The sequence below is a fragment of the Euzebyales bacterium genome (assembly GCA_036374135.1).
Lineage (GTDB): Bacteria > Actinomycetota > Nitriliruptoria > Euzebyales > JAHELV01 > JAHELV01.
On the sequence record DASUUK010000004.1, the window covers coordinates 44,487 to 63,724 of the forward strand.

Consider the following 19,238-nt stretch of genomic DNA (forward strand, 5'->3'; position numbering starts at 1 on the left):
GTCAGTCGGCGCCCGACGTGGTGGGAACGTCCGGTTCGTCGGGCTGCTGTCCGTTCGTTGCCGCGGTTCGACGGGCCGGCATGGCAGCCGCGCGCTCGATGCGCCGCTGCTGGCTCGCCAGCAGCTGTTCGAGTGCCTCCGACAGCTCGGGGTTGCGGCTGATGACCTCGGCCGCCCGTCCGCTGTCGACCACGATGACCTCGCAGTCGGTGATCGCGTCGACGCGTGCCGTGCGGGTGCCCGCACCACGTCGACCGAGCAGACCGAACACGTCACCGGGACCGAACTGACCGATCTCGGCTGCGGCGCCCTCGGCGTCCACCGCGACCAGCCGGGCGCGGCCGTCCCACAGCACGACCAGGTCCGAGCGGTCCGGGTCGCCGGTCACGATCGTCTCGTCACGAGCGAAGCGGCCGGCGGTCGCCGCCGACTCGAGGTGCTCGATCGCCGGGTCGTCGAGCTGGTCGAGCAGTGGTGACGAGCGCAGACGGCGTTGGATGGTCGGGGCGTCGGGTCGCGCCGAGGCACTCGCCGCGACGCCGTCGTAGACGTACAGGTCGTAGGCAGGGCTGGGCAACGGCACGTCGTGGCGGTGTGAGTGGTACCAGACGAGCGCTCCGAACTCGCTGGACACGCGCGGCGCGATCCGGAAGTCGTCGATCCACAGGTCGACCTCGTAGCCCATGAGCGGGTCGTCGATCTGCACGACGCGGACGTTGGGCGCGGGATCTGTGAGCACGTCTGGCGTGGCACGCGCAGCGTCGAGCAGCATGTCGCGCGCACGGCTCGGCGGGTTGGCGTAGGCGACCTGGACCGGGACGACGACGCGGTGCAGGCGGCCCGGACGGTCGAAGTTGACGAGCATCGCGGCCGCCAGTTCGGCGTTGGGCACGATGATCAGGTCACCGTCCCGGCTCTCGATCCGCGTGCTGCGCCAGCTGAGGTCGACGACCCGTCCTTCGACCTCGCCGTGACGGATCCAGTCACCGGGTGCGAAGGGTGCGTCCGCCAGCATCAGCAACCCGGATGCCAGACCGCTGAGGGTGTCCTGCAGCGCGAAGGACACCACGAGGGTCCCGACCCCGAGCGCTGTCAGCGCCGCGGACAGGTCGACGCCCCACACCGTGTCGAGCAGCAGCCAGCCGATCACCAGGGTGATGGCCAGCCGTGGGAGGGCGAGCACGATCTGCGGCAGCTGTCCGCGTCTGTCCGTACCCCGTCGACGCTTGAGCCGCGCGATCACCAACCGTGTCGCCAGGAGCGCCGCCACGGCCAGCGACAGCAGCATGCCGGTCGCGACGACCCGGACCAGAGGGCCCGTGTCCGGCAGGCCGACGACGCTGCGGAGGATGAACCACAGGGCGGTCAACGGCAGCGTCCACCAGCGCAGGACGGACAGCACCGGACGGAACGCGGAGTCGCGCTGTCGTAGCCGTTCCTCCGCCTCGCCGGCGGCGATCACGGCGACGGGTAGCACGACCAGCAGTGCGATGACCATCGCGACGATCGGGTCCCGCAACACGGACGTCATGTCGCCGACTCCTCAACGGGTGCGGGCTCGTCCACACGCCAGGCGGTCCCGTCCGGCAGATGCCGGGCACTGACATCGACCGCCGACGGCAGCACCGCCCGGCTCCGGTCGGAGATCAGGATCTCGCCCGCCCGTGCTGCCTGCGACAGCGCGTGGGCGTTGGTTGCCGTGTCACCCCACAGGTCGTACACGAGCATTGCGCTGCCCGCCAGCCCCACGGTGACCGGCCCGGTGTCCACGCCGATCGACACTGACAGGTCGGGGACCTCCCGAGCGGCCACCGTCGCCGCCTGTTGCGCCGCCCGCGCGAACGCGACGGCGCGCGGCGCGTGATCCAGGTACGGCCGGTCCAGGCCGCATCCGGCGAAGTAGGCGTCACCGAGCATCTTGACGCGATCCAGTCCGTTCCGCCTTGCGAGGTCGTCGAGCTCGCCAACGATGCGGTCCAGCAACGCGCGTCGCCGTACCTCGTCGCGCCGCTGCACCAGGCCGGCGAGGCCATTGACCGTCACCACGGCGATGCTGGCCCGCGCGATCTCGTCGACGACGCGGCTGTCTCCGGCGTCGAGCCGTTCGGCGACGGTCGGCGGCAGCAATGTCCGGACCATGTCACGACGTTCCCGGATGGCGGTCTCGACCTCGGCCCGTCGGCGTTCGAGTGCGCGGATCATGCGTTCGACCGACGAGGCCAGCACTGCGAACTCCCGGGGGGTGCGGGCGGGCACGGTAGCCGCCGGGCCCGAGCGGCCGGCGGTGACGTCGCCAAGGCGCTCCGCGACCGTCCTGATGGGCCGGAACACGTTGCGGGCCCACCCGACCGCGAGGAATGACACGATCAACACGAGGACCGCGAGCGCGACGATCGTCTGGCGGCGGTACCGGCGTGTCGGCGCGGTCAGCTCGGCGTCGATGACCTGCAGTGCGACGGACCACTCCGGCCCGGGCACATCGACGGGTTCGAGCGCCGTCCACACCTCCTCACCGAGGTAGCCGGCGGCCGTCCCGTCCACGGTGTCCCCGGTCGCGACGTCGGCCATCTCGGCGTCGGTGAACACCCGCTGCTGGATGGCGGTGGTCCCGGTGGCGGTCATGGCCGCGCGCTCCTCGACCGTCGCGGTCTCCGCATCGGCGACGGTCTGCAGGTAGGCCGCACGGTCCTCGACGAACGCCCGCGAGATCGACCGCATGCGGCCGTCGGCGCCGACCAGGAAGGTCTCGCCGGTCGCGCCGAAGCCGACGTCCTCCCAGTCACCTCCCACGGTCATGATGCGGTCGATCTCGTCGAGCGATATCCGCGCGGCGATCACGGATGTGAGCCGGTCCCCGTCGTGCACCGGCGCCGCGACGAACCCCTGCGGCTGGCCCGATGCGGGCAGGTACGGGGCGATGTCGCTCGACACGACGCCGGCCTCGGGATCGTCGCGGACCCGACGGAACGCCTGAGCGAGCAGCGAACCGCTGTACGGCCCAACGTCCAGGCTGGTCGCGAAGTCGGGAAGCTTCTCGACCGAGTAGACGACGAGTCCCGTGTCGGCGTCGATCAGGTACAGGTCCTCCAGGCCCGACGCCTCGACCAGATCGGTGAGACGGGGATCGGCCTCCGCGTGCACGGTGCTCCATGTGTCCCCGGCCGCCGGCTCCCCGACGTCGCCGTCCGCGGACGGGTCCGCGTCGACGATGACGTGGCGGTGCTGCAGGTACCGCGCGGCGGTGGTCTCCGGCAGGAGACGACGGAGATCGGGCGCCTGGCCTGTCGCGACGCCGATCCCGGGTACGAGCTCGGTGCGGTACCACGTGGCCAGCTCATCGTCGGCGCCCTCGACGTCCGCGGGCTGGAGGTCGCCCAGTTGCTGGTAGGCCGTGGCGAAGTCGTCCGCGGTCCGGGCGACGCGCTCGGAGGCGGCGAGCGCCGAGACCGACGTCCGCGTGCCCTGCAGGTACCGCTCCACCTCGCCGGACTGCAGGCTCAGCAGCGCACGGGACCGGGCGTGCAGCAGGGTGTCGGCGACGGACGAGGCACGTGTCAACGTGACCGCTGACGCGGCGATCAGCGAGACGATGGCCACGGCCAGCAGGGCGATCGCCAGCCACGTGCCCATCGACAGTGTGACGACGCGACGGCGGACCCGCGGGGTGGACCGGGCACCGGCTGCCTCGTCCGCCATGGCGCTAGGGCTGTCGTCTGACGCTGTGCGCTGCCACGGTGTCGACGGCGGGACGCCCGGCAACGGCCGTGCCCATCATGTGCCCGGCCGGCGCGACGGCTGGGTCGGGTGCGGATCGCGTCATGGTGTGATGAGGGTAGGACCTCACGGAGGAGGGCACCAGCACCTGCTGCGCAGCGCCGGCCCGGTGACACGGTCGGGGCTTCGGTGCCGATCGTGCGGGTCGACCATCGGGGCCTGTGGCCCGCGCCGCCTGACCGTTGGCTCACGCGTCGCGCGCGCACGCCTCCCGGAGGCCGTCGGCTTCCGCCGCGAGGTAGCGGCGCGTGATGTCGGCCAGGAAGCGACCGAGCACGGCGCCGACCGGGCCGCCGAAGTCGATGGTCGTGTGGACGCGGGTGTTCCGGTCCCCGACAGGCTCCAGCAGGTGGACGGCCGTGACGGTCGTGCCCGGGCGCCGCGACACCCACGTCCAGCTGCGTCCGGGCACCATCTCGGTCACCTCCCACGTGCCGGCGCCCAGCTTGGGCTGCTTGATCCACACCTGTGAGCCGACCTGGAGCGGGCCACCGTCGATGATGTCGACGTGGCTCATCGGCTCCATGAAGTGCGGCCACAGCTCGACCTGCGTGTAGGTCCGCCACACCTGCTCCACCGACGCAGGGATCTCGACCGTGTGTGTGATGCGCATGCGCTGATGCTGCCCGCCGATGGCGGGGCGTGAACGGTCGGCCCGCGCCGACATACTGTGGGCATGGCCACCACCCTCCGTGCCGTCCTCGTCGCCGTCGTGCCGCTGATGCTCGTCGGCTGCGGCCAGAGCACCGGCGACGACGGAGCGGACGCCGGGGCCGACGCGTCGCCGGCCGCGGCGCCGACGGCCTCCCAGTCCGTGGCCGCGCAGCGTCACCCCGACATCGTGGAGGTCGAGATCACCCCGGCGGGGGAGCAGACCTTCGATCTGGCCGTGACGGTGTCGTCGCCGTACGACACGCCGGACCGTTACGCCGACGGGTGGCGGGTGCTGACCCCCGACGGCACCGAACTGGCCACGCACACGCTCATGCACGACCACGCCGGCGAGCAGCCGTTCACCCGCACGCAGACCGGCGTGGAGATCCCGCCCGACGTCGGGCGGGTGACGGTCGAGGGTCGCGATCAGCGGTACGGGTTCGGGGGAGAGACGATCACGGTGGACGTGCCCCACAGCGATGTCTGACCCTCGGGACGGCGCGTCGCAGTGCCGACGCTGCGCCGCCGACGCCACGCCGGCGTGGCCGGATAGCATTTCACCAGGCACCGTACATCCGTCGCGGATCGGCCCGGCCACGGTCGATACCATTTCACAGTTGCACTCACATTCCGCGTGTGGGGGAGGTGACCATGGCCGCCCGACAGCTTGATCAGCGCAAGGAACAGATCCTGCGCGCCATCGTTCGTGACTTCATCCTGGACGGCCATCCGGTCGGCTCCAAGCGCGTGGTCGAAGAGCTCGACCTCGCGGTGTCGGCGGCCACCGTGCGCAGCGAGATGGTCGAGCTCGAACAGGCCGGCCTGATCCGCCAGCCGCACACCTCCGCGGGGCGCATCCCCACCGACGCCGGCTATCGCTACTACGTCGACCACCTGACGTCGCTCGAGCTCGCGAAGCCCACCAGCCCGGACGTCGTGGACCAGATGCTGCTGCGGGCGACGGACGTCGAGGACCTCCTGCGGCGCACATCGTCGGTGCTCTCGCGGCTGACCCGGCTGACCGCGCTGGTCACGGCCCCGCGGCTGGACCGCAGCAAGCTGCGCCACATCGAGCTCGTGACGCTGAGCCCGCATGCGATCCTGCTGGTGTTCATCGCCGACACGGGGCGGGTCGAGAAGCGTATCCTCGACCTGGACGTCCCGGTCGCCGACGACGACGTCCAGCGTGCCCGCTACGTCGTCAACGACGCGGCGTCGGGACTGCGCCTGACCGAAGCGCACGACGCGATCACCGGGGTGTCGCTGGCCGCGCCCACGAACCTGCAGCCGTTGCTCGACCGCGTGGCGACCACCATCCGCTCGGGCGCGACGGCACCGGCGCTCGAGGTCGATCGCGTGTTCGTCGGCGGCGCCGCGCAACTGGCTCTGCGGGCCACCGACGAGACCATCGACCGGCTCGACGACGTCTACGACATGCTCGAGGAACAGGTGGTGCTGCTCGGCATGCTGCGTGAGACGCTGAAGCAGGACGACCTCGCGGTGCGGATCGGCAGCGAGTTGCCGGTGGACGAGCTGTCGCCGTTCGCGATGGTGGCATCGCGGTACGGCGCGAGCGAGTCGTTGGGATCGCTGGGCCTGCTCGGCCCGACGCGGATGGACTACGGGCAGGCGATGGCGACCGTCCGGGCGGTCGCGACCTCACTCGAGCGGGCGCTGGCGGCGCTCACCGGCACCGGCACGACGGACGGCTGATGGCAGCGCGTGACCTCTACGAGATCCTGGGCGTCGAGCGCGATGCCGATCAGGAGACCATCAAGCGTGCCTATCGACGGAAGGCACGCCAGCTGCACCCCGACGCGGGCGGGAGCGAGGACGGCTTCAAGGAGCTGACCACCGCGTACGAGGTGCTGCGCAACCCGGAGACGCGCGCCAACTACGACCGGTTCGGAGATCCGCGTGGTCCGGGTGGGGCGGCCGGTGGCGATCCGTTCGCCGGCTTCGGCGACCTGTCGGACCTCATCGACTCGTTCTTCGGTGGCGGGTTCGCCGGTCGCACGGGTGGCACGCGCACGGCGTCGACGGCCGGACGCGACGCGTTGATCGATCTGACGATCGCACTCGACGAGGCCGCCGAAGGCGTCCGGCGCGATCTCGGGGTCGACGTCCTGCGCACCTGTGAGACGTGCGACGGCAGCGGTGACGCCGACGGCAACGGAGCGGTCCGGTGCAGCAACTGCAACGGCACCGGTGGCGTGCAGCAGGTCACGCGCAGCATCTTCGGACAGATGCTGACGACCACGACCTGCCCGCGGTGCCGTGGGTCGGGCAAGACGATCGCAAACCCGTGCCCGGTGTGCGCCGGAGAGGGGCGCCGCCGCACCAACGAGACCGTCACGGTCGACGTACCCCCGGGTGTGGACACCGGCACTCGCCTGCGTCTGGCCGGCCGCGGCGAGGCCGGCCGGATGGGAGCGCGCAGCGGCGACCTGTTCGTGCGCATCCGCGTCGAGCCCCACGACGTCTTCGAGCGCGACGGCAACGACCTCCACTGCCGCCTGCGTCTGCCGATGGTGCAGGCCGTGCTGGGCGTGGACATCGAGATCCCGACGATCGACGGGTCACACACCCTCACCGTGCCGCCGGGAACGCAGCCCGACACCGTGCTGACCGTCCGGCGTGCCGGCATGCCGAAGCTGAACGGCGGCGGAGCCCGTGGTGATCTGTACGTCCACTGCCAGGTCGAGATCCCGACCGGTCTCGACGATCAGCAGCGAGGGCTGGTGCGCGAGCTCGCGGAGCTGCGTGGTGAGGACCGTCCCGGCTCGTCGACCGACCGTGGCCTGTTCGACCGGCTGCGAGGTGTGTTCGGCACCTGAGCCGACAGCCATGGCGACGCCGCACGTGTTCGTCGAACCAGCCGACTGCGCCGACGGTCGGGTGGTCCTGCGCGACGATGTCGCGCACCACGTGCTCACGGTGCTGCGCCGGCGCGTGGGGGACCCGGTGAGCGTGGCCGACGGCACGGGCACGGTGCGTCGCGCCGTGATCTCGTCGACGTCGAACGGTACCGCGGTCTGCGCGGTGACGGCGGAGACGCACGCGCCGTCGCCGCCGGCGTCGGTGCGTGTGGTGTGTGGCCTGCCGAAGCGCCGCAAGCTGGACGAGGGCATCCAACGGCTGAGTCCGACGATCATGCGGGCCGACATGGCCGCGGTCGTTGCACCGGCGCTGGTGCTCCACAGACTGGGTCGCCTGGGATGATGTGCTCGGACGACGAAGGCGAGCGTCGGCGGTCGTCCGACGAGCTGGAACGCGAGCAGGCGTACGTCGACCGCGCCTACGCGCGTCTGGAGGTGCTCCGGCGGCGCGCCGAGGAGCGGTCGTCCGAGGTACTGACCCAGGGGCGCGGTGGCACGCACCAGGCGCGGCACGACCGCGACGCCCTCGTCCGCTCGACGTTGCATCGCCTCGACCAGATCGACGCCGCGGAGTATGGGCTGGTGTTCGGGCGCATCGACGAGCACGACGGCGACGCGTGGCACATCGGCCGGCTGGGCATCAGTGACGAGGACTACGAGCCGCTCGTCGTCGACTGGCGGGCGCCGATCGCCGCCGCGTTCTACCGCGCCACCCCGTTGGAGCCGATGGGCCTGCGCCGCCGGCGGCACGTGCACATGCGTCGGCGTGACGTCATCGGTCTCGATGACGAACTGCTGGACGTCACCGCCGCGACCGACGGGGATGTGCAACTCGTGGGCGAAGCGGCGCTGCTGGCGGCGGTGGCGCGCCCACGGGGTGAGCGGATGGGCGACATCGTCGCCACGATCCAGCGCGAGCAGGACGATGTCATCCGGGCGGCGCTGGACGGGGTCACGGTCGTCCAGGGCGGACCTGGGACCGGCAAGACGGCGGTTGCCCTGCACCGGGTCGCCTACCTGCTGTACACCAACCGCGACCGCATCGAGCGTAGCGGGGTGCTGATCATCGGACCCAGCGCGCGGTTCCTGCGTTACATCGGGGACGTCCTGCCGGGCCTGGGCGAGCGGTCGGTGCGCATGTCCCGCATCGTCGACCTGCTCGGCGACGGACTGGCGACGCTCGACGAATCCCCCGAGCTGCAGCTCGTCAAGGGCGACGCGCGCATGGCGACGGTGCTCAACCGCCTGGCGCGCCGCTGGCCGTGGTCGCGGGTGCGCGACGACGAGTGGGACGACCTGCCGGCCACCATGCTGAGGGTGTTGTTGTCCGACGGCGATCTGCTGCGGCGCGTCGCCACCGACGTGCTACCGGCGGAGGAGATCGACCTGCTGGCCGGCACCGTGCGCGACGGCTGGACCGAGGCGGACGTCGCCCTGCTCGACGTGCTGGTCGCCGCGGTCGAGCGCCGACGGCCGCGCCGGGAACGACGCGACGACGGCAGGCGGATCGAGGAGGCGATCGACACGCTGGGCATCGATCCGGGGCGACGCGCCGAGGTACGTCAGATGCTGCGACGTCAGCTCGAGCCCGACGTCAGCGGCGACGACGTCTACGGCCACATCGTGGTGGACGAGGCGCAGGAGCTCTCGCCCATGCAGTGGCTGATGCTGGTTCGGCGGTGCCCGTCGGGATCGATGACCGTCGTCGGGGACCTCGACCAGGCGATGAGCGCCACCGCGCTGGACGACTGGGCCGACCTCGCGCCGCAGCTCCCGGCGCGGCTGTCGGTGTACGAGCTGACGGTCAACTACCGGACCCCTGCCGAGGTCATGGCCTACGTGGAGGGGCAGGCGGCGATCACGGGCATCCGCCACCACCCACCCATGTCGGTGCGTCACAGCGGACGGGATCCCCTCGTGATGCGGGTGGAAGGCGCCGAGGTCGTGCCGAAAGTGCGCGGTGCGATCGACGATCTCGACGATGCCGCTGGGACGCTGGCCGTCATCGCCGCACCGTCGTGGGCGCAGCGGATCGACGCGGCGCTCGGCTCCGAGGACCTCGCCGTGCTGACCCCGCTCCAGGCCAAGGGCCTGGAGTTCGATGCGGTCGTCCTGGTGGCCCCGGACCAGATCGCGAGCGAGTCCGGCGGCGCCGGGCTCTACGTGGCCCTGACCCGCACGACGCGTGATCTCGTCGTCGTGGCGGTCGACCCCGTCGACGATGACCGGGCACCGTCGGCGCCGTGAGCGAGGAACAGATCGTGCGCACCTACCCAGCCGCTCCGACAGGTGACGTCGTCGACGAGTTCCACGGCACGTCCGTCCCGGACCCCTACCGGTGGCTCGAGGACACGGACGCCCCGCAGACGCGAACGTGGATCGCGGCGCAGCAGCAGCTCACTGCGTCATGGCTGGCGGAGGCCGACGGGCGCGAGGCGATCCGCGCACGTCTGACGGCGGTGTGGGACCATCCACGCCGTGGCGCGCCGTGGCGGCGTGGCGCGCGATGGTTCCAGCTCCGCAATACCGGCCTGCAGGCGCAGGACGTGCTGTGGACGATGCCCACGGCCGGTGACGCGGGCGAGATGCTCCTGGATCCGAACGCGTGGAGTGATGACGGCACGGCGGCGCTCACCGGGCTGTCGGTGAGCCTGGACGGGCGGTGGATGGCGTACGCCCGCAGCGACCGTGGGTCGGACTGGATGACCTGGCGTGTCCGCGACCTCGAGCGCGGTGACGACCACCCCGACGTCGTCGAGTGGAGCAAGTTCTCGACCGCCGCGTGGGCGCCTGATGGTTCGGGCTTCTACTACAGCGCGTACGACCGTCCCGCGCCTGGCGATGACTACGTCGAGGTCAACACCGATCAACGGCTGTGCTTCCACCGGATCGGGGACGACCAGGACGACGACCGGGTCGTGTACGCCCGCGACGACCGGCCGCAGTGGGGGTACACGCCGTGGGTGTCCTACGACGGGCGATGGCTGGTCGTCACCGTCTGGGAGGGCACCGATCCGCGGACCCGGCTGTACATCGCCGACCTCCGCGACGACGGCGGGTCCGATGCCGCGTCGAGTGATGCGTCGACCGGTGACGCGCGGAACGCGGTCGGGCGGCCCGCGGCGGTGGACCCGGGCGCCGCACGGGTGCGGCCGCTGCTCGACGACTTCGACGCCGAGTACCAGTGCATCGGCACCAGTGGCGACACGTTGTTCGTGCTGACCGACCGCGACGCGCCCAACCGTCGCGTGGTGGCCATCGACGCGCGCGACCATGACCCGTCGCGCTGGCGTGAGATCGTGCCCGCCGGTGACGACGCGATCGAGCATGCCGCACTCATCGGGGGGCGGCTCGTCGTCGTCCGCCTGCACCACGCCAGCCACCGCGTCGCGATCGTCGACCTGGACGGGTCCTCGAGCCTGGACGTCGAGCTCGGTGGCCACGGTGCCGTGACCGGCCTGACGGGCCTGCCGTCCGACCCCGTGGCCCACGTCGCGTGGTCGACGTTCACCGCGCCCACGCGGGTGCTGTCGGTCGACATCGGGACAGCGCGCACCGCCGAGGTGTTCGCGCCGACGCTGCCGGGCCGCGCCTCGCCGGCCGCCGGTCCGTCCGACGGCGACGGCGACGGCCGCCCGGCGGCGTCGGACGACCTGGTGACGTCGCAGGTGTTCGTCGACTCCGACGATGGCACCCGGGTGCCGATGTTCCTGATCCACCGCGCCGATGTGGGCCCGCGGCACGGCCCCGCACCGACGATCCTGTATGGCTACGGCGGGTTCGGGATCTCGCTGACGCCGGCGTTCAGCGTCACGCGCATGGTGTGGGTCGAACGCGGGGGCGTCCTTGCGGTCGCCAACCTGCGGGGCGGCGGCGAGTACGGCACGTCGTGGCACGACGCCGGACGCCTGGCCAACAAGCAGCAGGTGTTCGACGACGCGATCGCGTGTGCCCACTGGCTCGCCGACAACGGGTGGACCACCCGCGGGCGCCTGGCCATCGAGGGCGGGTCGAACGGTGGGCTGCTGGTCGGGGCGTGCATCACGCAGCGCCCCGATCTGTTCGGGGCCGCGGTCGCACACGTGGGCGTGTTCGACATGCTGCGCTTCCACCGCTTCACCATCGGGTGGGCCTGGCGCAGCGACTACGGCGATCCTGACGACGCCGAGCAGTTCGCAACGCTGTACGCCTACTCGCCCCTGCACCGCGTGCGGCCGGGCACCCGGTACCCGGCGACGCTGATCGTGACCGGTGACCACGACGACCGTGTGGTGCCCGGCCATTCGTTCAAGTTCTGCGCGGCACTGCAGGCGGCGCAGGCCGCTGACGCGCCGGTGCTGTTGCGCGTCGAGACATCGGCGGGCCACGGAGCGGGTAAGCCGACCAGCAAGCTGATCGACGAGGCCGCCGACGTGCTCGCGTTCTGCGACACCGTACTAGAGGCGGCAGGAGACACAGACCGATGACCAGCGCCAAGGCCAACCAGGTCGTCTGCCCACGCTGTGGCGAAGTGCGGCTGGAGACCCCGCCGGGCACCACTGCCCTGCCGACGCTGGGGATGGCACGCAAGGCGTCTGGAGTGGCCGGCGAGTGCGACTGCGGCCGCGCCCCGCACGAACGCCCCGGCCACCTCGCCCACGAACCCGGCGAACCGGCCGGACCCGGCAGCGTCACCACACCGGACGCGTCTGACCAACGGGAATAGTGCCATGCCCAGCGTGTTCACGCGCATCATCGAGGGTGAACTGCCCGGCCGGTTCGTCCATCGCGACGAGCGCTGCGTGGCATTCCTGTCCATCAACCCGCTCAGGCCTGGCCATGTGCTCGTCGTGCCACGCGTCGAGGTGGAGCACTGGGTCGATCTCGACGCCGAGGAATGGCTGCACCTGAACCAGGTCGCGCAGCGGCTGGGCCGGGCGCTGCAGCGCGCCTACGATCCCGTCAAGGTCGGGGTGATCCTCGCCGGGATGGAGGTGCCGCACGTGCACATCCACCTCGTGCCGATCGACCACGAGCGCGACCTCAACTTCGCCAACGCCGACCCTGACCCGTCACCGGCGGATCTCGACCGGGCCGCCGAGACGATCCGCACGGCGCTCGACGGCGGCTGATCGCCGTACCGCGTCGCCGCGCCCGGGGATACACTGCTGACGCAAACGACCATGAGACCGACGAGAGCCATCGTTGCCAGGCATCACCAGCATCAAGACCTCCGTCCCCGTCGAGCACTCGATGCTGTCCCTGCTGGGAACCGGTGACTCGCTGCTTCGGATCGTCGAGCGCGCGTTCGACGTCGAGATCCTCGTGCGCGGCAACGACGTGACCATCTCCGGTCCCGAGGCCGAGGCGCAGCAGGTGTCACGGGTCTTCGACGAGTTCGTCAAGCTGCTCGAGCGCGGCTACGAACTGGACGAGTCGCTCGTGCGGGGCACGATCGACATGGTCCGCGCCGACACCGATGCCAGTCCGGCCGATGTGCTCGGTGACACCGCCCTGTCGCACCGCGGGCGCCTGATCCGGCCCAAGACGCCGGGCCAGCGGGCGTACCTGGACGCCATCCGCAACAACACGGTGGTGTTCGCGATCGGGCCCGCCGGCACGGGCAAGACCTACCTCGCCATGGCGATGGCCGTCGAGGCGCTGCGGCGCAAGGACGTCAACCGGATCATGTTGACGCGCCCCGCGGTCGAGGCCGGCGAGCGGCTCGGGTTCCTGCCGGGCACGCTGTACGAGAAGATCGACCCGTACCTGCGACCGCTGTTCGACGCGTTGCACGACATGATGGACGCCGAGCAGTTGACCATGCTGATGGAGCGCGGCACGATCGAGGTCGCGCCGCTGGCGTACATGCGGGGGCGCACCCTGAACGACAGCTTCATCGTGCTCGACGAGGCACAGAACACGACCGCTGAGCAGATGAAGATGTTCCTGACGCGTCTCGGCTTTGGTTCGCGTGCCGTCGTCACCGGCGACGTCACGCAGGTCGACCTGCCGTCGGGACGCCGGTCCGGGCTGCGGGTCGTGCGCGACGTGCTGGCCGGGATCGACGGCGTCGCCTTCGCCGAGCTCAGCGGCCGCGATGTCGTCCGGCACCGGATCGTGCAGCAGATCGTCGAGGCCTACGCGCGCTATGACCACGTGGAAGGTGGGGAGGGTGGACTCCGCCAGTCCTGAGCCGTCCCCGCCCGCGGGCCGCGCGCCCGTGTCCGGGACGGCCGCCCAGGACCCGGCTGCCGATACGCAGCCGCCTCCGCGTGTGAACGTTCCGCCCGACGGTCCCACCGCCGGCGCGCAGGCCGACGGCGGAACGGCGCCCCGTGTGTCGGTCGTCGACGAGCAGGACGTCGGCGTCGACACCGCCCGGCTGGCCGCGCTGGCCGGTCATGTCCTGGGGGCGCTCGACGTGCCGCGTCAGCTCGAACTGTCGGTGACCTGCGTGGACATCGACGCAATGACGGCGCTGAACGCCGAGCACATGGGTGCGACGCGCCCGACCGATGTCCTGGCGTTCCCGATCGATGCACCCGACGACGTGACGCCGGGCGTCCCGGGCCTGCTCGGCGACGTGGTGCTGTGCCCCGTCGTCGCGCACGGACAGGCCGCCGATCACGGCCGGACCGCCGACGGTGAGGTCGATCTGTTGCTCGTGCACGGCATCCTGCACCTGCTCGGGTACGACCACGCCGAGCCCGACGAGCGCGACCGCATGTTCGCGCTGACCGACGACCTGCTCGCCGCGTTCGACGCGCCGGGGGACGTGGCGCGATGACGGCGCTGTACCTCGCGGCCGCCGCCGGACTGCTGCTGGCCGCCGTGGGGGTCTTCGAGACGGCACGGGCCGCGGTCGCCCGCGTCAGCCCACTGCGGGCGGAGAAGTTGATCGAGGAGCACGTCGGTGGTGCGAAGACGCTGCTGACCCTGGTCGATGCGCTGCCCCGGACGCTTGATGCGCTGGCGCTGTTGACCACGCTGCTGCGGACCGTCTACGCCGCTGTGACGATCGCCATCGGGCTCGAGGTCGTCGGCGGCGTCATCGGTCTGGTGACGGGAGCGGCGGCCGGCGTGGTCGCGTTGTACGTGCTGGGCGACGTCGTGCCGCAGGCACTGATCGAGTCACAGCCCGAGCGCAAGGCGGCGAGCCTGTCGCGGATCGTGCGCTGGCCCGTGCGGGCGCTGGGCCCGGTGGCCCACGCGGGCGGGCGCCTGCGCAGCACGGTCACACCCGGCGACGGCGACGAGCCGGCGCCGGTCGTCACGGAGCAGCGGCTGCGCGACCTGGTCGACGTGGCCGGCGCGGAGGCGACGCTGACGGCCTCGCGACATGCCATGCTGACCGCCGTCTTCGAGCTCGATGACACCATCGTGCGCGAGGTGATGGTGCCACGGCCGGACATGGTCACCGTGGCCTCAAAGGCGCCGCTCGACGAGGTGGTCGAGGTTGTCCTCGATGCGGGCCATTCGCGCGTGCCCGTCCACGGCGAGGACCGTGACGAGATCGTCGGGATCGTCTACGCCAAGGACATCCTGGCGCTGCTGCACACCGGCGACGTGCGGCCGTGGACCGAGGTCATGCGTCCGCCCCTGGTGGTGCCGGAGCTCAAGAGCGTCGAGGGGCTGTTGCGCGAGCTGCAGGGCGCGCGGATCCACATGGCGGTCGTCGTCGACGAGTACGGCGCCACGGTCGGCCTGGTCACGATCGAGGACATCCTCGAGGAGCTCGTCGGTGAGATCGTCGACGAGTACGACGACGAGCTGCCGCTCGTGGATGTCCTCGACGACGACCTGTGGCGGGTCGACGCACGACTGCCGGTCGACGATCTGTCAGAGCTGGTCGACGCGCGGCTGCCCGACGACAAGTGGGACACGGTCGGCGGCCTGCTGTTCGGCCTGCTCGGTCACATCGCGAGCCCGGGGGAGCGCGTCACGGTCGGCCGCATCCGGCTGACCGCGGAGCAGGTCCGCGGTCGCCGCATCGCGCAGGTGCTCGTGGAACGCTGTGACGACGACACCGACCCCGACGACGAGGATCGCCGATGACCCGCGTCCCCGAGCCGGCTGCCCACGTCGGCCTGACCGACGACGACCTGGCACTGGTCGACGCCGCGCGCGATGCCCGTGCCGGCGCGTACGTGCCGTACTCACGGTTCCGCGTGGGTGCCGCGCTGCGTACAGCCGACGGCACCGTGATCACCGGGGCCAACGTCGAGAACGCCGCGTATCCAGCCACCATCTGCGCCGAGCGCGTCGCACTGACGTACGCGGTGAGCCATGACCGGCGGTCATTCACCGCGCTCGCCGTGATGGGCACCGGGCCCGCCGTGTGCACGCCCTGCGGGACGTGCCGGCAGGTGCTGTACGAGTTCGCCCCCGATCTTGTCGTGCTGGCGGCCGGTGACGCGGGCGTGGTCGAACGGTACGTGCTGGGCAGGGACCTGCTGCCACGCGGATTCGGTCCCGACGCGCTGGCGCAGTCGTGACGGCCGACGTCCTGCGATCCGGGTTCTGCTCGATCGTCGGGCGCCCCAACGTCGGCAAGTCGACGCTGCTCAACGCTCTGGTGGGCGAGCCGGTCGCCATCACCACGCCGGTGCCCCAGACCACCCGGCACGCGGTGCGCGGCATCCTGCACGACGACGGCGTCCAGGTGGTCTTCGTCGACACGCCGGGGTTGCACAAGCCGCGCACGCTCCTGGGCAGCCGTCTCAACGACGTCGCGCGCGAGGCGGTCGCCGATGTCGACGTGCTGCTGTTCGTGGTCGACGCGGCCGCTGGGATCGGGTCGGGCGACCGCTTCGTCGCCGGCCTGCTCACCGGTCACGCCGACCGCACGATCGCCGTCGTGAACAAGATCGACCGCATCGGACGGGCCGCACAACTTCCCGCCATCGACGCCATGGCCAAGCTGGGTGCGTGGGCCGAGGTCGTGCCCGTGTCCGCCCGGACCGGCGACGGGGTCGACGTGGTGCGGCAACTGATCGTCGCTCGCATGCCGGAAGGTCCCCCGTACTTCCCGCCCGAGCAGGTGACCGACCAGTCGGTCGAGCACCGCGTCGCCGAACGCATCCGCGAGCAGGCGATCATCCGCATGCGTGAGGAGGTGCCGCACTCGGTCGCCGTGACCGTCGACGAGATGGTTCCCGGCACCTCCGACGACGTCACGGTCGTGCACGCGACGATCTTCGTCGAGCGCGACTCGCAGAAGGGCATCGTGATCGGGCGCCGAGGGGCGATGCTGCGCGACATCGGTGCCGACGCCCGGCCCGCCATCGAGCAACTGCTGGGCACGCGGGCCTACCTGGAGCTGCGCGTCAAGCTGCTCAAGGACTGGCAGGGCGACCCTCGCGCGCTCGACCGTCTGGGCTACTGAGGTCCCGCGTGGCAGTGCGCGCCGGTGGGGCGGGGCAGGTTGCCACGGTGGCGCGAGTGTGGCGGTTGGGGCCGGTGGGCCGGGGCGGGTTGCAACGGTGGCGCGTGCCGGTGATCGCTCAGGTGGCGCCGTAGCCTGTGCGCATGGCGCTGTTCCGCGAGCAGGGCGTCGTCCTGCGGACCTACAAGCTCGGCGAGACCGACCGCATCGTGAACCTGCTGACGGCCGGTCGGGGCAAGGTGCGCGCTGTCGCAAAGGGCGTGCGCAAGCCGGGGTCGCGCTTCGGTGGGCGGCTCGAGCCGTTCAGCCACGTCGACCTGCAGCTGTACGAGGGACGCAACCTCGACATCGTGACGCAGGTCGAGCTGATCGACGGCTTCGCGGCGGTGCGTGCCGACTTCAGTCTGTCGGCGTGCGGGTCGAGCATGGTCGAGGCCGCCGACGTGATAGCGCAGGAGGGCGAGCGGTCCAACCGGTTGTACGTGCTGCTCCTCGATGGCCTGCGACAGCTGGCCGCAGGCCCCACGTGGCCCGCCACCACGCTCGACGCGTACCTGCTGCGGCTGGCGTCCGTGGCCGGGTACCACCCGCAGCTCGACGCCTGCGCGGCGTGTGGCGCACCGGGCCAGCACGACGTGTTCCACCTGGCCGCCGGGGGCGTGGTGTGCTTCCGGTGCGCGCCGGGTGGCACACGGCCGCTGGAGCCCGCGACGATCGGCCTGCTCCGGACGCTCGCCGGCGCTGACTGGGGTGCCACCGCCGCCGCGGACGCGCGGCCCCGCCGAGCGGTCGGGGCGCTGATCAACAGCTACCTGGCCTACCACCTCGGCCGCTCGCTGAAGTCGTGGGAGCTGGTGCCGCGATGAACGCGTCAGCGGTCACCGAACCGGCCGGGGGGCACCCTGCTCGCGTCAGCGAGGAGGGTGGGCTATGACCGGTGACCCCGATCCGCACCCGACGATTCATCCCGACCGGGTGCCCCGGCATGTGGCGATCATCATGGACGGTAACGGCCGGTGGGCGGGCGAGCGCGGGCTGCCACGGCGGGAGGGCCACGAGGCGGGGGAGCACGCCCTGTTCGACACGGTCGAGGGCGCGCTGGAGCTGGGCATCCGGTGGCTGACGGTCTATGCGTTCTCGACCGAGAACTGGCGCCGCCCGCCCGGCGAGGTCCGGTTCATCATGAACTTCAACCGCGACCTGCTGCGCCGACGCACGGGCGAGCTCGACGAGCGGCAGGTGCGGATCAGGTTCATCGGCCGCCAGACGCGCCCGATCCCCGCCAGCCTGCGACGCCTGATGGCAGACAGCGAGGCGCGGACCAGCCACCACCGCCGCATGACGCTGCAGATCGCGTTCAACTACGGCGGTCGCGCCGAGCTCGCGGACGCCGCGCAGGCGCTGGCGCGTGAGGTGGCCGCCGGCGAGCTGAACCCCGGCAAGATCGACGAGGCGGCCGTCGAACGGCACCTGTACACGACCGACGCTCCCGACGTCGACCTGCTGATCCGCACCTCGGGTGAGCAGCGCCTGTCGAACTATCTGCCATGGCAGGCCGCGTACGCGGAACTGGTGTTCACGCCCCTGTACTGGCCCGACTTCGGGCGGGCCGCACTGCGTGACGCCGTCGCCGAGTACCAGCGCCGCACGCGCCGCTTCGGCAAGGTCTGAGCCGCGACCGCATCGCGCCGCTCACACCCGGTGTGCGGCGAGGACGTCGTCCACCAGCGCGGCGAACCGTGCCGGTTGCTCGAGGTTGATCAGATGCGCGGCGCCGGCGACCTCGACCAGCCGGGCGCGCGGCAGGTGGTCGGCCAGATGGCGGGCAATGCGGTCGAAGCCCGGAGCGTCGTGGCTGCCGACCAGCACGAGCGTGGGGATGTCGACGTCGCCCAGCCGGTCGCGCACCAGGGGTTCGACCAGTTGGGCCCCGCTGTCTGCGGCGCGGGCCTGCGCGGCCTGTCGTGGCAGCAGTTCCCGCAGCCAGGCCGTGACCCGGCTGCGCACGTCGGCGTCGACATCGTCGGCCGACCGACCCACGCCGTCGACGAACCAGCGCAGGTTGATCGCCAGTGCGCGGTCGATGCCGCCGGCGTCGAGGGCCTCACCCTCGGCGTCGAGGTCGGCCCGGACATCGTCGGCCAGCGTGATGCCGGGCAACGCCGAGCCCGCGAGCACCATCGCCGCCACACGGTCCGGGGCGGTGACCGCCGTGTCGAGCACGATCCGCCCGCCGTTCGACGAGCCGACCAGCACCGCACGCTCGATGCCGGCGTCGTCCATGACGCCGAGCAGATCGTCGTGGTCGTAGTAGTCGCGCGCCGGGTCCGGTGACGCCCCGAACCCGCGGACGTCGTAGCGCACGACACGGTTGGTTGTGGCGAAGCGGGTGAACTCGCGATCCCACTGGTGCCGGTCGGCGATGCCAGCGTGGACCAGGACCACCGCGGGCTCCCCGATGCCCGCCGACTCGACGCACAGATCAGTGGGGGGCATGGGTGACCTCCGAGGCGTGCTCCCGTCAGGATCGCACACCGCCCGAGGTGCTCGACGGACGCACGGTG

General features: G+C 71.6%; 18 protein-coding genes. 14 read left to right on the plus strand and 4 right to left on the minus strand.

Annotated features, from left to right (window positions below; all coding sequences use genetic code 11):
- Position 1: 1 nt before the first annotated feature.
- The 3 genes from VFZ70_00840 to VFZ70_00850 form a co-directional block, all read right to left on the minus strand.
- Positions 2–1,531 carry a mechanosensitive ion channel domain-containing protein gene (locus tag VFZ70_00840; GenBank protein HEX6254332.1) on the minus strand — a complete coding sequence of 510 codons (1,530 nt, stop codon included), beginning with the start codon at positions 1,529–1,531 and terminating at the stop codon, positions 2–4.
- On the minus strand, positions 1,528–3,696 hold the full coding sequence (locus VFZ70_00845) for an adenylate/guanylate cyclase domain-containing protein (protein ID HEX6254333.1): 2,169 nt from the start codon (positions 3,694–3,696) through the stop codon (positions 1,528–1,530). The genes VFZ70_00840 and VFZ70_00845 overlap by 4 nt, the downstream gene beginning before the upstream one ends.
- A gap of 265 nt (positions 3,697–3,961) precedes the next feature.
- Positions 3,962–4,387 carry an SRPBCC family protein gene (locus tag VFZ70_00850; GenBank protein ID HEX6254334.1) on the minus strand — a complete coding sequence of 142 codons (426 nt, stop codon included), beginning with the start codon at positions 4,385–4,387 and terminating at the stop codon, positions 3,962–3,964.
- A 63-nt stretch (positions 4,388–4,450) separates the two neighbouring features.
- Here VFZ70_00850 and VFZ70_00855 point away from each other — a divergent pair, with 63 nt between their 5' ends.
- From VFZ70_00855 to uppS, 14 genes are all read left to right on the plus strand, one after another.
- A complete protein-coding gene (locus VFZ70_00855) occupies positions 4,451–4,915 on the plus strand; it encodes a hypothetical protein (GenBank protein HEX6254335.1) in 465 nt (154 codons plus the stop codon).
- Positions 4,916–5,079: 164 nt separating this feature from the next.
- The gene (gene hrcA, locus VFZ70_00860; protein ID HEX6254336.1) at positions 5,080–6,141 is read left to right on the plus strand and encodes a heat-inducible transcriptional repressor HrcA; all 1,062 of its coding nucleotides are present in this window, start codon (positions 5,080–5,082) and stop codon (positions 6,139–6,141) included.
- Complete coding sequence (locus VFZ70_00865; GenBank protein HEX6254337.1) at positions 6,141–7,265, plus strand: J domain-containing protein; 1,125 nt, start codon at positions 6,141–6,143, stop codon at positions 7,263–7,265. Before hrcA ends, VFZ70_00865 begins: the two co-directional genes overlap by 1 nt.
- Positions 7,266–7,275: 10 nt before the next feature.
- Positions 7,276–7,650: an RNA methyltransferase PUA domain-containing protein gene (locus VFZ70_00870; protein ID HEX6254338.1), complete on the plus strand. Its 375-nt coding sequence runs from the start codon at positions 7,276–7,278 to the stop codon at positions 7,648–7,650.
- Positions 7,647–9,554: an AAA family ATPase gene (locus tag VFZ70_00875; protein ID HEX6254339.1), complete on the plus strand. Its 1,908-nt coding sequence runs from the start codon at positions 7,647–7,649 to the stop codon at positions 9,552–9,554. The genes VFZ70_00870 and VFZ70_00875 overlap by 4 nt, the downstream gene beginning before the upstream one ends.
- 14 nt (positions 9,555–9,568) lie before the next feature.
- Complete coding sequence (locus VFZ70_00880; GenBank protein HEX6254340.1) at positions 9,569–11,773, plus strand: prolyl oligopeptidase family serine peptidase; 2,205 nt, start codon at positions 9,569–9,571, stop codon at positions 11,771–11,773.
- 243 nt (positions 11,774–12,016) lie between these two features.
- Positions 12,017–12,418, plus strand: a complete 402-nt coding sequence (locus VFZ70_00885; protein HEX6254341.1) for an HIT family protein — start codon at positions 12,017–12,019, stop codon at positions 12,416–12,418.
- Positions 12,419–12,491: 73 nt separating this feature from the next.
- Positions 12,492–13,481 (plus strand): PhoH family protein, encoded by a 990-nt coding sequence (locus VFZ70_00890; GenBank protein HEX6254342.1) that lies wholly within the window; start codon positions 12,492–12,494, stop codon positions 13,479–13,481.
- Between the two features lie 145 nt (positions 13,482–13,626).
- Positions 13,627–14,076: an rRNA maturation RNase YbeY gene (gene ybeY, locus VFZ70_00895; GenBank protein HEX6254343.1), complete on the plus strand. Its 450-nt coding sequence runs from the start codon at positions 13,627–13,629 to the stop codon at positions 14,074–14,076.
- Positions 14,073–15,344: a hemolysin family protein gene (locus tag VFZ70_00900; protein HEX6254344.1), complete on the plus strand. Its 1,272-nt coding sequence runs from the start codon at positions 14,073–14,075 to the stop codon at positions 15,342–15,344. Before ybeY ends, VFZ70_00900 begins: the two co-directional genes overlap by 4 nt.
- A complete protein-coding gene (gene cdd / locus VFZ70_00905) occupies positions 15,341–15,784 on the plus strand; it encodes a cytidine deaminase (GenBank protein HEX6254345.1) in 444 nt (147 codons plus the stop codon). Before VFZ70_00900 ends, cdd begins: the two co-directional genes overlap by 4 nt.
- Positions 15,781–16,674 carry a GTPase Era gene (gene era / locus VFZ70_00910; GenBank protein HEX6254346.1) on the plus strand — a complete coding sequence of 298 codons (894 nt, stop codon included), beginning with the start codon at positions 15,781–15,783 and terminating at the stop codon, positions 16,672–16,674. Before cdd ends, era begins: the two co-directional genes overlap by 4 nt.
- 143 nt (positions 16,675–16,817) lie before the next feature.
- Positions 16,818–17,540 (plus strand): DNA repair protein RecO, encoded by a 723-nt coding sequence (gene recO, locus VFZ70_00915; GenBank protein HEX6254347.1) that lies wholly within the window; start codon positions 16,818–16,820, stop codon positions 17,538–17,540.
- 64 nt (positions 17,541–17,604) lie between these two features.
- Complete coding sequence (uppS, locus tag VFZ70_00920) at positions 17,605–18,345, plus strand: polyprenyl diphosphate synthase (GenBank protein HEX6254348.1); 741 nt, start codon at positions 17,605–17,607, stop codon at positions 18,343–18,345.
- A 21-nt stretch (positions 18,346–18,366) separates the two neighbouring features.
- Here uppS and VFZ70_00925 read toward each other — a convergent pair whose 3' ends face one another.
- Positions 18,367–19,170 carry an alpha/beta hydrolase gene (locus VFZ70_00925; protein ID HEX6254349.1) on the minus strand — a complete coding sequence of 268 codons (804 nt, stop codon included), beginning with the start codon at positions 19,168–19,170 and terminating at the stop codon, positions 18,367–18,369.
- Positions 19,171–19,238: the final 68 nt, after the last annotated feature.